This window comes from Amycolatopsis sp. NBC_01480 (genome assembly GCF_036227205.1).
GTDB lineage: Bacteria > Actinomycetota > Actinomycetes > Mycobacteriales > Pseudonocardiaceae > Amycolatopsis.
The window spans coordinates 8,798,518-8,811,495 of record NZ_CP109442.1; the positions used below are offsets into that span (position 1 = coordinate 8,798,518).

The window sequence follows — 12,978 nt, forward strand, 5'->3', positions numbered from 1 at the left end:
CTCGTGAGTGTCTATGACGGTTCTAACCGTCATGAACACTCACGAGTCCTTTTCCTTTCGCAGCCGCAGCGCGATGTCGATGATCATGTCCTCCTGACCGCCGACGTACCGCTCGGCGCCGACGCGGTAGAGGATCTCGTGCGCCGGCACGCCGTAGCGCTCGGCCGCGCGCTCGGCGTGCAGCAGGAAGCTCGAGTAGACGCCGGCGAAGCCCTGCACGATCGACGACCGGTCCATCACCGGCAGCCGGGTGAGGTACTTCTTCACCACGTTCTCGGCCGCGTCCATCAGCGCGTCCTTGTCGACGCCGGTGCGCACGCCGAGCCGTTCGAAGGTCGCCGCGAGCACCTCCGTCGGCGAGTTGCCCGCGCCCGCGCCGAGTGCCGCCAGAGAGCCGTCGATCTGCTTCGCGCCCGCGCGCTGGGCGAGCACGGAGTTGGCCACGCCGAAGCTCAGGTTCTGGTGCCCGTGGTAGCCGACCTGCGCGTCGCCGCCGAATTCCGCGACGAGCGCCGCGACCCGGTCGGACGCCTGCTCCAGGATCAGCGCTCCCGCGGAATCGACCACGTACACGCACTGGCAGCCGGCGTCGACCATGATCCGGCCCTGCTTGGCCAAATCCTCGGGCGTGGACATGTGCGCCAGCATCAGGAAGCCGACCGTCTCCAGCCCGAGGTCGCGCGCGGCGCCGAAGTGCTGGATCGAAACGTCCGCCTCGGTGCAGTGCGTGGCGATCCGCACCGCGCCGGCGCCGAGGTCCGCGGCCGCGCGCAGATCCGTGACGGTGCCCAGCCCCGGCAGCAGCAGGACGGCGATCTTCGCCCGCTTCGCCTCGTCGACCGCGGCCGCGATCAGCTCACGCTCGTCGGTGAGCGAGAAGCCGTAGTTGAAGGTCGAGCCACCGAGGCCGTCGCCGTGGGTCACCTCGATCAGCGAGATCCCGGCGGCGTCGAGGGCGCGCACGGTTTCGCGTACTTGCACCTCGGTGAACTGGTGGGCCATCGCGTGACTGCCGTCGCGCAGCGTGGTGTCGACGAGCCTTACGTCCGGAGCGCCCGATGCCGCCTCCGCGGGAAAAAGAACGTCGGCGGTGGTCATGCCGCAGCCACCATTTCCGCCGCGAAGAGGTCGCCGACGCGGGCCGCCGCGGCCGTCATGATGTCGAGGTTTCCCGCGTACGTCGGCAAATAGTCGCCGTTACCCGCGACTTCCAGGAACACGCCGACGCGTGCCTGTCCCCGCCACTCCGGCCGCGGCGGGTCGAACTGCGGGTCGGCCTTGAGCGCGTAACCCGGCACGTACCGGCGTACTTCGTCGGCCATCCGGTGGATCGACTCGGTCACCGCGGCGAAGTCCACGTCCGGGTCGACCGCGCAGAACACCGTGTCCCGCATGATCATCGGCGGGTCCATCGGGTTGATGATGATGATCGCCTTGCCCTTCGCCGCACCGCCGACGCGCTCCAGCCCGAGCGCGGTGGTCTCGGTGAACTCGTCGATGTTGGCGCGCGTGCCCGGCCCGGCCGAGCGGGACGACACCGAGGCGACGATCTCCGCGTACGGCACCGCGGTGACCCGCGAAATCGCGGCCACCATCGGGATCGTGGCCTGGCCGCCGCAGGTGATCAGGTTGACGTTGGGCAAGTCCAGCCGCTCCGGCGGGTTCACCGCGGGGCAGGTGAACGGCCCGATCGCCGCCGGGGTCAGGTCGACCGCGCGGATGCCCGCCTCCGCGTAGCGCGGCGCGTTCGCCAGGTGCGCCTTGGCCGAAGTCGCCTCGAAGACGATCTCCGGCGGCTCCGCGCGCGCCAGCAGCCAGTCCACCCCTTCGGCCGACGTCTCGAGCCCGAGCTTCGCCGCCCGCGCCAGACCGTCGGACGCCGGGTCGACGCCCACCATGTACCGCACTTCGACCCGCTCGCTTCGCCGCAGCTTCGCCAGCAGGTCGGTGCCGATGTTGCCCGGGCCGACGATCGCGGCCGTGACCTTCCGTTCTGCCATGCCCCGACAGTCCTCGCCCGGATAGGGCACACTCAACCTGTGCGTACCACTGGGCGGAACGACGGCGAGCGGGGTGTCGGCCTCGTCGCGGCCCGGATCGCGACCGTGCTGGGCGCGTTCCGGCCCGGCGACAACACCCTCGGGGTGTCCGAGCTGGCGCGCCGGACCGGCCTGGCCAAGACGACCGTGCACCGCCTGGCCGGCCACCTAGCTGACGCCGGTCTGCTGGAACGCGAGGGGACGTCGCTCCGGCTGGGCCTGCGCCTGTTCGAAATCGGCCAGCTCGCCGTCCGCCGCCGCGGCCTGGTCGACGCCGCCCGCCCCTACCTGGCCGACCTCCGCGAGGCGACGCGCAACACCGTCCACCTCGCCGTGCTGGAGGGCACCGAGGTCGTCTACCTCGACGTCCTGCGCGGCCCGGACGCCCCCGACCTGCCTTCGCGGATCGGCGGCCGGTTCCCCGCGCACGCCACTGGCGTCGGGAAGGCGATCCTCGCGTACTCGCCGGAATCCGTGGTGGCGCAAGTGATCGAGGCTGGATTGCCGCGGGTGAGCAGCCGGACGATCACAGCGCCTGGGCTGCTGCGGCGGCAGCTCACGCGCATTCGTGAGGACGGGATCGCGTTCGAGCGGGAGGAATCCGGGGTGGGGGTGGTGTGTGCGGCCAGCCCGCTGGTGGCTCCGGGCGGGCGCGCCGTTGCCGCGGTGTCGATCTCGGGATGGGCGACGCGGATGCGGACGGAACGGGTGGCTCCGGCGGTCCGGACTGTGGCGCTGGCGCTGTCCCGGACACTGCGCGAAGACGCATGACTGCGCCCTGCTCCGTCAGCTCCAGCCCGGCTCCGCCTCAGCTCGAAGCGCCCCAATGTGGCGTTCGGTGCGCTCAACGCACCCAATGTGGCGTTCGGTGCGTCCAACGCAACCAACGCCACATTGGGGCGGAAGCAGGCCCGAGTCACCCGACGCCAGGTGCGGTCACAACGCCGCCGCGGCTCGCTCCACATTGGCCTCCCGAGCAGCCGACGGCACATCAGCCAGCAGCCCACGGCGCGCGAGTTCCGGACGGACTCCCTCGCCGAACCAGTAAGCCTCCTCCAGATGCGGATAGCCCGACAGCACGAACTCCGACACACCCGCCGCGTGGTACTCCTCGATCAGGTCCGCGACCTCCTCGTGGCTGCCGACCAGCGCCGTGCCCGCGCCGCCGCGGACCAGGCCGATGCCGGCCCACAGGCCGGGATGGATTTCCAGGCCGCGTACGCCCGCGTCGGCTCGGCCGCCGTGGAGGGCGACCATGCGCTGCTGGCCCACGGATTCGCTGGCGCCCAGCACCGCCTGCGACTTCGCCACCTGCTCGGGGCTCAGCGCGTCCAGCAGCTTCTGCGCCTCCGCCCACGCTTCCGCCGACGTGTCACGCGTGATCGTGTGCAGCCGCACGCCGAAGCGCACCGTGCGACCCGCTGCCTCGGCCAGCGCCCGTACCTTGCCGATCTTCTCCGCCACCTGCGCGGGCGGCTCGCCCCAGGTCAGGTAGACGTCGGCGTGCCGGGCGGCGACCGGGAGCGCGGCCGGGGACGAGCCACCGAAGTAGATCGGCGGCACCGGGTCCGGCGCGGCCAAAGTGGTCGCGCCCTCGACCTTCAGGTGCTCGCCCTCGAAGTCGAACGGCTTGCCCGACCACACGCCGCGGACGATGGTCAGGAACTCGTCCGTCCGTGCGTACCGGGCGTCATGGTCGTGCCAGTCGCCGAACCGGCGCTGCTCCACCGCGTCGCCGCCGGTGACGATGTTCAGCAGCACCCGTCCCTGCGACAGCCGCTGGAAGGTGCCCGCCATCTGCGCGGCCAGCGTCGGCGAGATGACGCCGGGCCGGAACGCGACCAGGAACTTCAGCTTCCGCGTCTGCTGGATCAGCGCCGCGGTGGTCAGCCACGCGTCCTCGCACCAGGTGCCCGTCGGCGTCAGCACGCCCTCGAAACCCTGCTGCTCGGCGGCGCGCGCGACCTGCCCGAGGTACTCGAGATCGGCCGGGCGCTGCGCCCGCGGACCCGAGGACTTGCTGGCGTGGAAGCGTTCCACGATCGTCCGGCCGTCTCCGGTGGTCGGCAGGAACCAGTGCAGTTTCAGGCTCATCCGTTGCTCCTCGCGGCTTCGATCTCCGGGCCGTAACGACGGTCGGCGAACTGGGCGAAGTCCACCTTTCCCGGGAGGGTCTTGTCTTCGGTGAAGGCATCCGCCAGCTGCTGCTCAGAAGCGACGACGGAATCGTCCAGCGGCGTCGGCACGTCACGCCCGGCGTCCACCGACTTCTGCGCCACCGCAAGGGAAATCCCGGTCTCGGCGGCCCAGACCTTGGCCCACTCGTCGTGGTGGGAGTTGGACCACAGCTGGGCCTTGACCACCCGCGTCACGAAGTCCTTGATCGCCGCGTTCTTGCCGGGGTCGGCCAGCGCCGCGGTGCTCGCGGTCTCGAACGCGAGCCCGTTGGAGCTGCCGCGGCCGTCGGCGAGCACGCGGGCGTGGGCGTCGATCTGCGCCTGTGCGGTGTACGGGTCCCAGATCGCCCACGCGTCCACCTGGTGCTGGGTGAACGCCGCGTACGCCTCCGAGGGCTGCAGGAAGGAGAGCTTGACGTCCTTGGTCGTCAGCCCGGCGTTCTTCAGCGTGTTCAGCAGCTGCCCGTGCGCGGAGCTGCCCTTGGCCACGGCGATGGTCTTTCCCTTGAGCGCCTGGACATTCGGCAGCGGCGAGTCCGGCGGGACCAGGATCGCCTCACGCTCCACATTGCTCTTCGCGACGCTGACCACGGAGATCTTCGCCTTCGACGCGGCCGCGAAGATCGGCGGTGTGTTGCCCACCCGGCCGAGGTCGATCGCGCCGGCCGAGGCCGCCTCCAGCAGCGGCGGCCCGGAGGTGAACGTCGACCATTCGATCCGGTACGGCACGGCGCCGAGCTGGTTCGCGGCCGTGAGCAAGGACTTCACGCCGCCCTTCTGGTCGCCGACGCGCAAAGTCACCTTCGCCAGGTCGGCCGGGGAAACGGCGGCGGGCACGGGCGCGGGCCCGCTCGCCGCGGTGGTGGACGAGCAGGCGGTCAGCCCGCCCAGCAGCAGCAGGGCCGCCGTCGCCACCACCGTCGAGTTACGCAGGTGCACCTTCGGTCACTCCCAGGTCGGCCAGCACGCGCGTGCGCACGCCGGCGTGGTCGGTCAGCGTCCGCGGCCGGGCGTGGCCGAGGACGTGTTCGGCGACGATCCGGCCCTCGTCGAGCACGAGGATCCGGTCGGCGAGCAGCAGCGCCTCGTCGACGTCGTGGGTCACCAGCAGCACGGCCGGGGAATGCTTGCGCCACAGGTCTTCGACGAGCCGGTGCATCGCGATCCGGGTGAGCGCGTCGAGTGCGCCGAACGGCTCGTCGAGCAGCAGCAGGTCCGGCTCGCGCACCAGCGCCCGGGCCAGCGAGAGGCGCTGGGCCTCGCCGCCGGACAGGGTCAGCGGCCAGTCGTCGGCGTGGGCGGCCAGCTGTACCTCGGCGATCGCGCGTTCGGCGATCGCGCGGTTGCGGGCCTGGGACCGGCCGTCGCGGCGCAGCCCGAGCACGACGTTGCGCCAGACCTTCCGCCACGGCAGCAACCGCGGCTGCTGGAAGGCGACGGACACCGTGCCGTCCACCTCGGCGGCACCCTCGATCTCGCCGTCCAGCCCGGCGAGGACGCGCAGCAGCGTGGACTTGCCGGAGCCGCTGCGGCCCAGCAGCGCCACGAACTCGCCGCGGCCGATCTCCAGGTTCAGTCCACTCAGGACGGTCCGGTCACCGAAACTCTTGGTCAGGCCCCGGACCTCGACCACCGGTGCGGTCAGCGGGCTCGCCATCGCAGGGCCCTCCGTTCCAGCAGGCGCACCAGCGCGTCGGTGACCAGGCCGAGCACCGCGTACACGATGAGGCCGACCACCACCACGTCGGTGCGGAGGAATTCACGCGCGTTGTTGATCAGGTAGCCGATGCCGGCGTCCGCGTTCACCGTCTCGCCGACGATCAGCGCGAGCCACGCGAGGCCGAGGGATTGCCGCAGCCCCACCAGGGCCTGCGGCAGCGCGCCCGGCAGGACCACGTGCCACAGCCGTTCGGCCCGGGTGAAGCCGAGGGCGCACGAGGCCTCGACCAGCCGCTCGTCCGCGGTGCGGATTCCCGAGTGGACATTGAGGTACAGCGGGAAGGCGACGCCGAGCGCGACGAGCACGATCTTCGTCTCCTCGCCGATGCCGAACCACAGGATGAACAACGGGATCAGCCCGAGGAACGGCAGCGTGCGCAGCATCTGCACGGGCGGGTCGACCAGCGCCTCGCCCCAGCGGGACAGCCCGGCGACGATCCCGAGCAGCACGCCGACCGCGGCGCCGAGCGCGAAACCCGCGCCGACCCGGCCCAGCGACACGACAAACGCGTCGCCCAATTCGCCGGTGCGCGCGACTTCGATGCCGCTCTGCAGGACTGTCCACGGTGAACTCAGTTTGTCCGGCGACAGCGCGCCGGTGGCGCTGGCGACCTGCCAGGCCACCAGCAGCGCGACCGGGCTGATCCAGCGGCGCAGCGACGGCAGCCGCCGCCGGGCGCGCCGCGGCGGCGCGCCGGACGCGGCCGGATCGGCGCGCGTCAGCACGCCCGTGGTGGAGACCGACACGGATTTCTCCCGGGTTTTCGGTGCGGGGAAAGGGATTTCGCGCTCAGCGACGGCGACAGGCCGCGCTCGCCTGCTGCCGCAGATCGACGAACAGGCGCCTGACGAGCAGCGCGACGGGGAACATGGCCCCGAGCATCAAGTCACCGGACGGCGAAGTCAATCCGCGACGTCCGGCTCCCACGCAGTGAAACCCCGGCCCCACGGATGCGGCTTTGTTCGGCCGCACCGCGGGAGAAACCGGCCTCAGCCCCCGAACATCCCGAACATCCGATGCCACTCAGCCAGCGAACGCGGCCGGAAGACAAAGTTCGTCTGCTTCACCGACGACAACGTCGCCGACGGCTCAGGCGAGTACTGGTGCCCCGGATACACCACCGGGTCACCCGGCAACGCCGCAAGTGACTGAAGACTGCGGTAGATCGCGTCCGCGTCACCGCCAGGGAAGTCGGTGCGGCCGCAGCCTTCGAGGAACAGCGTGTCGCCCGAGACGAGGCGGTCGCCGACCAGGAAGCACTGGCTGCCGGGGGTGTGGCCGGGGGTGTGCAGCAGGCGGATGCCGATCGAGCCGACGGTCAGGACATCGTCGTGGTCGTGCGGGGTCAGGTCGGTGGCCGAGACGCCGGTGGCGCGGCGGACCCACTCGGCCTCGTCCGCGTTGACGTGGATCGGCACCGGATCGAGGGCGAGCAGCTCGGCGATTCCGGCCACCGGCAGGCCGGTCATCTCGCCGCCGACGTGATCGGCGTGGTGGTGCGTGGCCAGCACGCCGGCGAGCCGCATGCCGTCGGCGGCCAGCACGTCCAGCAGGTCCCGCACCGCGTACGCCGGGTCGACGAGCACCGCCTCGCCGCTCTCGCGGTCGCCGATCAGGTAGGCGAAGTTGACCATCTGCGTCGCGAGGGGGTCGCCCACCGCGAAGTCCCGGCCGGCGAGCAGTTGGCGGAAGTACAGCTGGTCTGCCATGCCGGGCAGCCTATCCGGCGGCGGTCACTCCCCCACTTCGCCGTCGGCCAGCTCGCGCAGCGTGTCGAGATGGCCGACGTGCCGCGCGGTCTCCTGGACGACGTGGGCCAGCACCCAGCGCACCGTGAACTCGCCCGCGCGCCTGGTCCGGTCGCCGGCGGCCAGCCCGGCCAGCGAGGCCGCCGAGTGCGCCCATTCCTCTCGGTAGGCGGCGACGACCGAGGCCGGGTCGTCGTCGGCCGCGAGGTCCCAGCTCGGATCGGGCGAGCCCTCCCACAGCGACGGCAGCTCCGCGCCGCCCGCCTCGATCGAGAGCCACCAGCGCTCGACCGCGGTGAGGTGCTTGACCACCCCCAGCGCGCTCGTCCGGGGTGAGGCCGGCAGCGGTGTCGCCACGGCCTGCTCGCGGGTCAGCCCGGCGAGCTTGTTCACGGCGGTGGCCCGCAGGAAGTCCAGGAACCGGGTCTGCACGGTGAGCTCGTCCCCGCTCAGCGGGTCGGGCCAGGCCCGTTCGACGCTCGAACTGCTGTTCGACATGGCGCAGAGCGTAGCGCAGGCCGCCCGGCATAGGGTGGGGATCATGGTGTGGGGACTGCTGTGCGCGTTGCTTTCCGCGGTGGCTTACGGCGTCGCGTCCGTAATGCAGGCCGTCGCGGCGAAGGCGTCGCCGGACTCGGGGGCGGGCGTCGACCCGCGGCTGCTGCTGCGCGTGCTGCGGCAGTGGAAGTTCGTGCTCGGGCTCGGCTTCGACGTGCTGGGCTTCGTCGCGCAGATCGCCGCGCTGCACGTGCTGCCGCTGTTCGTCGTGCAGGCGGCGCAGGCGGCCAGCCTGGCCGTGACGGCGGTGGCCGCGCGAGTCTTCGGCGTACGGCTCGGGGCGCGCGAGTGGACCGCCGTCGGCGTGGTGTGCGCGGGGCTGGCGCTGCTCGGCGGGTCGGCCGAAAGCGAGGGCTCGACCCAGGTGGGGCTGGGCTTCCGGCTCGTGCTCGCGGGCGCCGTCGTGGTGCTCGGGCTGGCCGGGGTCGCCGCGGGCCGGGCGAGCCGCCGCGTGCGGACGCCGGCGCTGGGCCTCGTCGCCGGGCTCTGCTTCGGGATCGTCGCGATCTCCGGCCGGGTGATGCCCAGCCTGGCGCCGCTCGACCTGCTGACCGACCCGGCGCTGTACATCGTCGCAGTGGCCGGCGGGCTGGCGATGTTGTTCTACGCCACGGCTTTGCAACGCGGCAGTGTCACCACCTCCACCGCGATGATGGTGCTCGGCGAGACCGTGCTGCCGTCGCTGATCGGCATCGTGCTGCTCGGCGACCGCACCCGGCCCGGGTTCGCGCTCGTCGCGGTCGCCGGGTTCGTCCTCGCCGTCACCGCGGCGCTGGCGCTCGCGCGATTCGGCGAGCCCGCGCCGATCGAACCGCAGCAAGAGGCCGCCAGCCACTGAGCCGTCAGGCGCGGTTGCGCCGCCACTGGCTCGAGAGCAGCCACATCAGGTACAGCCCGCCGATGGCGCCGGTCGCGATGCCGACCGGCAGGCCCTGCTCGCCGAACGCCAGCCGGGTCACCAGGTCGCTCGCCACGAGCAGCAGCGCGCCCATCAACGCCGCGGACACCAGCGTCGGCCGCGCCGAGCGGGCCAGCCGCTTCGCCAGCTGCGGGGCCGCGAGCGCGACGAACGCGATCGGCCCGGCCGCCGCGGTGGCGACCGCGCACAGCGTCACGCTGACCGCGATCATGATCGTCCGGGTCCGCTCGACCGGCACGCCGAGGCCCTTCGCCGCGTCGTCGCCCATCTCCAGCAGCGAAAGCCGCCGCCCGTGGCCGAACGCGATCGGCAGCAGGATCACCACCGCGATCCCGACCGGCACGACCTCTTCCCAGCCGCGCCCGTTGAGCCCGCCGACCAGCCAGGCCTGCGCGGAGTAGGCGTCCTGCAGCGACGCGCGGGTGATCAGGTACGAGTTGAAGGCGGTCAGCATCGCGGCCACGCCGATGCCGACCAAGATCAGCCGAAACCCTTGCACCCCACGGCGAAACGCCAGCAGCCCGACCACCAGCGCGGTCAGCAGACCGCCGGCCAACGCACCGAGGGCCACCTCCGAAGACCCGCCGTGCGCCAGCACGATCACCAGCAACGCGCCGGTGGCCGAGCCCTCGGTGAAGCCGATGACGTCCGGGCTGCCCAGCGGGTTTCCGGACAGGCTCTGCAGAACGCCGCCGCTGACCCCGAGCGCGCCGCCGACCAGCAGCGCCACCAGCAGCCGCGGCAGGCGCAGCGTCGTCACGATGAACTCGGTCCCGGCGTCGCCGAAGCCGAACAGCGTCTTCACCACGTCGCCGAACGAAAGCGGGTAGTCCCCGGTGGTCATGCTCACCGCGCTGAGCAGGAACACCAGCACGAACAGCACGATCCCGACGATCAGCGCGCGCGGCGCCACCCGGACCGAAACGCGGCCCGTCCCGATGGGCTTTTCCTTGACCGCGTTCACAGGCGCGCCAGCTTCCGGCGACGGCACAGCGCGATGAACACCGGGGCGCCGAGGAACGCCGTCACGATGCCCACCTGAAGCTCTTCCGGCGGGTTCAGGATGCGCCCGAGCACGTCGGCGCCGATCAGCAGCACCGGCGAAAGCACCATCGAATACGGCAGCACCCACCGCTGGTCCGGCCCGACCAGGATCCGCACCGCCTGCGGCACGGCCAGCCCGATGAACGCGATCGGCCCGATCGCCGCGGTCGACGCGCCGCACAGCAGCGTCACCGCGATCGCGCCGAGCACCCGCGTGCGGCCGATGTGCGCGCCGAGCGCCTTGCCGGTCTGCTCGCCCAGGGCCAGCACGTTCAGCGGCCGCGCGAGCAGCAGCGCCAACACAATGCCCACCGCGATGAACGGCGAGACCTGCACCAGCACGTCGGCGCGACGGCCGCTGAGCGAGCCGACGCTCCAGAACCGGAACTGGTTGAAGGTGTCCGGGTCGATCAGCAGCACCGCGCCGATGTAGGCCTGGAGCACCGCGGTCAGCGCCGCGCCCGACATCACCAGCCGGTCCGGCGTCGCGCCCGCGCGCCCCGCGGTGCCCAGCAGGTAGACGACCACCGAGGCGATGGCCGCGCCGAGGAACGCGAACCAGACGTAGCCCAGCACGCCGCTCACCCCGGCGAACGCGATGGCCGAGACCACCGCGGCGGACGCGCCGTTGTTGACCCCCAGCAGGCCCGGATCGGCGAGCGGATTGCGGGTGAGCGCCTGCATCACCGCGCCGGCCAGGCCGAGCGCGGCGCCGACCAGCGCGCCCAGCAGCGTCCGCGGGATCCGCTGGTCGTGGATGATCACCGCGTCGGCCGAGCCGTCGTTGTGCCACAGCACCGACCAGGTGGACGCGAACGGGATGCCCTTCGAGCCGACCCAGATGCTGACCAGCACGACCAGCACGAGCACGCCGGCCGCGCCCAGCAGGCCGGCCCCGCGCAGGGCCTGGGCCCGGGCGCGCGGCGCGGGCGGATCCGCCCGCGGCACGGGCGGACTGGCGCTCACGACCACGAAACCTCCTCCGGGACCGGACCTCATCGGGAGCCGTTCTTAGACTAGCCTTACCTATCAAGACAGACCGCAGGCGGGATGAACAGGAGGGCGCCGGTGACGACGGCGGCAGCGATCACCGGGCGGGACGTGCTGCGGAGCGCGGTCGCCGGGCAGCGGAAGCCGGTGGTGCTCGCCTCCGTGCTGGCCGCCGGCCACCAGGGCGGCGAGGCACTGGTGCCGGTGGTGATCGGCGTGGTGATCGACCGCGCCGTGGCGGACAGCTCCTTGCTCACCCTGCTGTTGTGGCTGGGCGTGCTCGGCGTGGTGTTCCTCGTCCTGTCCTACAGCTACCGCTTCGGCGCGCGGGCGGCCGAGCGGGCCGCGGAACTCGCCGCGCAGGACCTCCGGCTGCGGATCAGCCGCCGGGTGCTGCACCCGCGCGGCGGCACCGAGACCGGCGCGCTGGCCGGGGAGCTGGCGAGCATCGGGACCTCGGACGCCCGCCGCGTCGGCATGGTCGACTCCATGCTGCCGTTCGGGTTCGCCGCGCTCAGCGGGCTGGTGGTCAGCGCGATCGCGCTGCTGCGCGTGTCCGTGCCGCTCGGGTTGCTGGTCCTGCTGGGCACGCCGCCGCTGCTCTTCCTCGCGCACCTGATCGGCAAGCCGCTGGAACGGCGCAGCGAGGTGGAGCAGGAACGCGCGGCGCACGCGTCGGGGGTGGCGACCGATCTCGTCGCCGGGCTGCGGGTGCTCAAGGGCATCGGCGCGGAGCCCGCGGCGGTCGCGCGCTACCGCCGGACCAGTCAGGACTCCTTGCTGGCCACGGTGAAAGCGGCCCGCGCGCAGGCCTGGCACAACGGCGCACTGCTCGCGCTCACCGGCATCTTCATCGCATTGGTCGCCCTCGTCGGCGGAAACCTGGCGGCGAACGGCGAGATCACCGTCGGCGACCTGGTCGCGGCGGTCGGGCTCGCCCAGTTCCTGCAGGCGCCGTTCTCGATCTTCGCCATGGTCAACGGGCAGCTGGCGCAGGGCCGCGCCTCGGCCGCGCGGGTCGCGACGGTGCTGAACGCGCCGCTCGCCGTGCCCGCCGGTGACGCGGCGCTGCCCTCGCCTGCCGGCGGCCGGGTCGAGCTTTCCGGGGTCACGCACGGGAAACTGCGCGGGCTGGACCTCGCCGTGCCGCCCGGCCAGCTGCTCGGCGTGGTCACCACCGACCCCGCCGTGGCCACCGACCTGCTCGACTGCCTCGGCCGGTTCACCGACCCGGCGGCGGGCACCGTCCGGGTCGACGCCGCCGACCTGTCCACTGTGGACCCGGACCGGGTCCGCGAGGTCGTGCTCGTCGCCGCGCACGACGCCGACCTGTTCGAAGGAACCCTGGAGGAGAACGTGCGAGCGGGAGCCACGGACCTGTCCGACGGCGTACTGTCCGCCGCGGCCGCCGACGAGGTGGCGAGCACGCTGCCGTCGGGCACGGCCACGGCGGTCACCGAGCGCGGGCGGTCGCTTTCCGGCGGGCAACGGCAACGGGTCGCGCTCGCCCGCGCGCTCGCCAAGGACGCCCCGGTGCTCGTCCTGCACGACCCGACCACGGCCGTGGACACGGTGACCGAGGCGCGCATCGCCGACGGGGTCGCCCGCCTTCGCCGCGGCCGCACCACGATCGTCGTCACCACCAGCCCCGCGCTGCTCGCGGCCACCGACCGCGTGGTGCTGCTGGCGGACGGCCGGGCGGTCGCCGAGGGCGAGCACGCCGGGCTGGTCCGCGAGCGCGCCGACTACCGCGCGGCGGTGTTGTCATGAACGGCGGTGCTGT

The 12,978-nt window shown here is 72.5% G+C and carries 13 protein-coding genes; 3 read left to right on the forward strand and 10 right to left on the reverse strand.

Going from position 1 to position 12,978, the window contains the following annotated elements; translation table 11 throughout:
- Positions 1-39: 39 nt before the first annotated feature.
- Together dmpG and OG371_RS41035 are read right to left on the reverse strand one after the other, a co-directional pair.
- Entirely contained in the window at positions 40-1,098 is a 1,059-nt protein-coding gene (gene dmpG / locus OG371_RS41030; protein ID WP_329062079.1) for a 4-hydroxy-2-oxovalerate aldolase, read from the reverse strand.
- Entirely contained in the window at positions 1,095-2,000 is a 906-nt protein-coding gene (locus OG371_RS41035; RefSeq protein WP_329062080.1) for an acetaldehyde dehydrogenase (acetylating), read from the reverse strand. The genes dmpG and OG371_RS41035 overlap by 4 nt, the downstream gene beginning before the upstream one ends.
- Positions 2,001-2,039: 39 nt before the next feature.
- On the opposite strand from OG371_RS41035, the gene OG371_RS41040 reads away from it, so the two are divergent.
- On the forward strand, positions 2,040-2,810 hold the full coding sequence (locus OG371_RS41040; RefSeq protein ID WP_329062082.1) for an IclR family transcriptional regulator: 771 nt from the start codon (positions 2,040-2,042) through the stop codon (positions 2,808-2,810).
- Between the two features lie 165 nt (positions 2,811-2,975).
- Here OG371_RS41040 and OG371_RS41045 read toward each other — a convergent pair whose 3' ends face one another.
- The 6 genes from OG371_RS41045 to OG371_RS41070 all read right to left on the reverse strand — a co-directional run bounded on the left by OG371_RS41045 (position 2,976) and on the right by OG371_RS41070 (position 8,182).
- Positions 2,976-4,133 carry an LLM class flavin-dependent oxidoreductase gene (locus OG371_RS41045; RefSeq protein ID WP_329062084.1) on the reverse strand — a complete coding sequence of 386 codons (1,158 nt, stop codon included), beginning with the start codon at positions 4,131-4,133 and terminating at the stop codon, positions 2,976-2,978.
- Positions 4,130-5,155 (reverse strand): ABC transporter substrate-binding protein, encoded by a 1,026-nt coding sequence (locus OG371_RS41050; protein ID WP_442876039.1) that lies wholly within the window; start codon positions 5,153-5,155, stop codon positions 4,130-4,132. The genes OG371_RS41045 and OG371_RS41050 overlap by 4 nt, the downstream gene beginning before the upstream one ends.
- The gene (locus OG371_RS41055) at positions 5,142-5,873 is read right to left on the reverse strand and encodes an ABC transporter ATP-binding protein (protein WP_329062086.1); all 732 of its coding nucleotides are present in this window, start codon (positions 5,871-5,873) and stop codon (positions 5,142-5,144) included. Before OG371_RS41055 ends, OG371_RS41050 begins: the two co-directional genes overlap by 14 nt.
- A complete protein-coding gene (locus tag OG371_RS41060; protein ID WP_329062088.1) occupies positions 5,858-6,682 on the reverse strand; it encodes an ABC transporter permease in 825 nt (274 codons plus the stop codon). The genes OG371_RS41055 and OG371_RS41060 overlap by 16 nt, the downstream gene beginning before the upstream one ends.
- Before the next feature lie 243 nt (positions 6,683-6,925).
- Entirely contained in the window at positions 6,926-7,645 is a 720-nt protein-coding gene (locus OG371_RS41065; protein ID WP_329062090.1) for an MBL fold metallo-hydrolase, read from the reverse strand.
- Positions 7,646-7,669: 24 nt separating this feature from the next.
- Positions 7,670-8,182, reverse strand: a complete 513-nt coding sequence (locus tag OG371_RS41070; RefSeq protein ID WP_329062092.1) for a DinB family protein — start codon at positions 8,180-8,182, stop codon at positions 7,670-7,672.
- Between the two features lie 43 nt (positions 8,183-8,225).
- Between OG371_RS41070 and OG371_RS41075 the strand changes: the two genes are divergently transcribed.
- Positions 8,226-9,080: a DMT family transporter gene (locus OG371_RS41075; RefSeq protein WP_329062094.1), complete on the forward strand. Its 855-nt coding sequence runs from the start codon at positions 8,226-8,228 to the stop codon at positions 9,078-9,080.
- A 4-nt stretch (positions 9,081-9,084) separates the two neighbouring features.
- Here OG371_RS41075 and OG371_RS41080 read toward each other — a convergent pair whose 3' ends face one another.
- Positions 9,085-10,125, reverse strand: a complete 1,041-nt coding sequence (locus tag OG371_RS41080; RefSeq protein ID WP_329062096.1) for a FecCD family ABC transporter permease — start codon at positions 10,123-10,125, stop codon at positions 9,085-9,087.
- On the reverse strand, positions 10,122-11,204 hold the full coding sequence (locus OG371_RS41085) for a FecCD family ABC transporter permease (RefSeq protein WP_442876040.1): 1,083 nt from the start codon (positions 11,202-11,204) through the stop codon (positions 10,122-10,124). The genes OG371_RS41080 and OG371_RS41085 overlap by 4 nt, the downstream gene beginning before the upstream one ends.
- A 69-nt stretch (positions 11,205-11,273) precedes the next feature.
- On the opposite strand from OG371_RS41085, the gene OG371_RS41090 reads away from it, so the two are divergent.
- Positions 11,274-12,965 (forward strand): ABC transporter ATP-binding protein, encoded by a 1,692-nt coding sequence (locus OG371_RS41090; protein WP_329062100.1) that lies wholly within the window; start codon positions 11,274-11,276, stop codon positions 12,963-12,965.
- Positions 12,966-12,978: the final 13 nt, after the last annotated feature.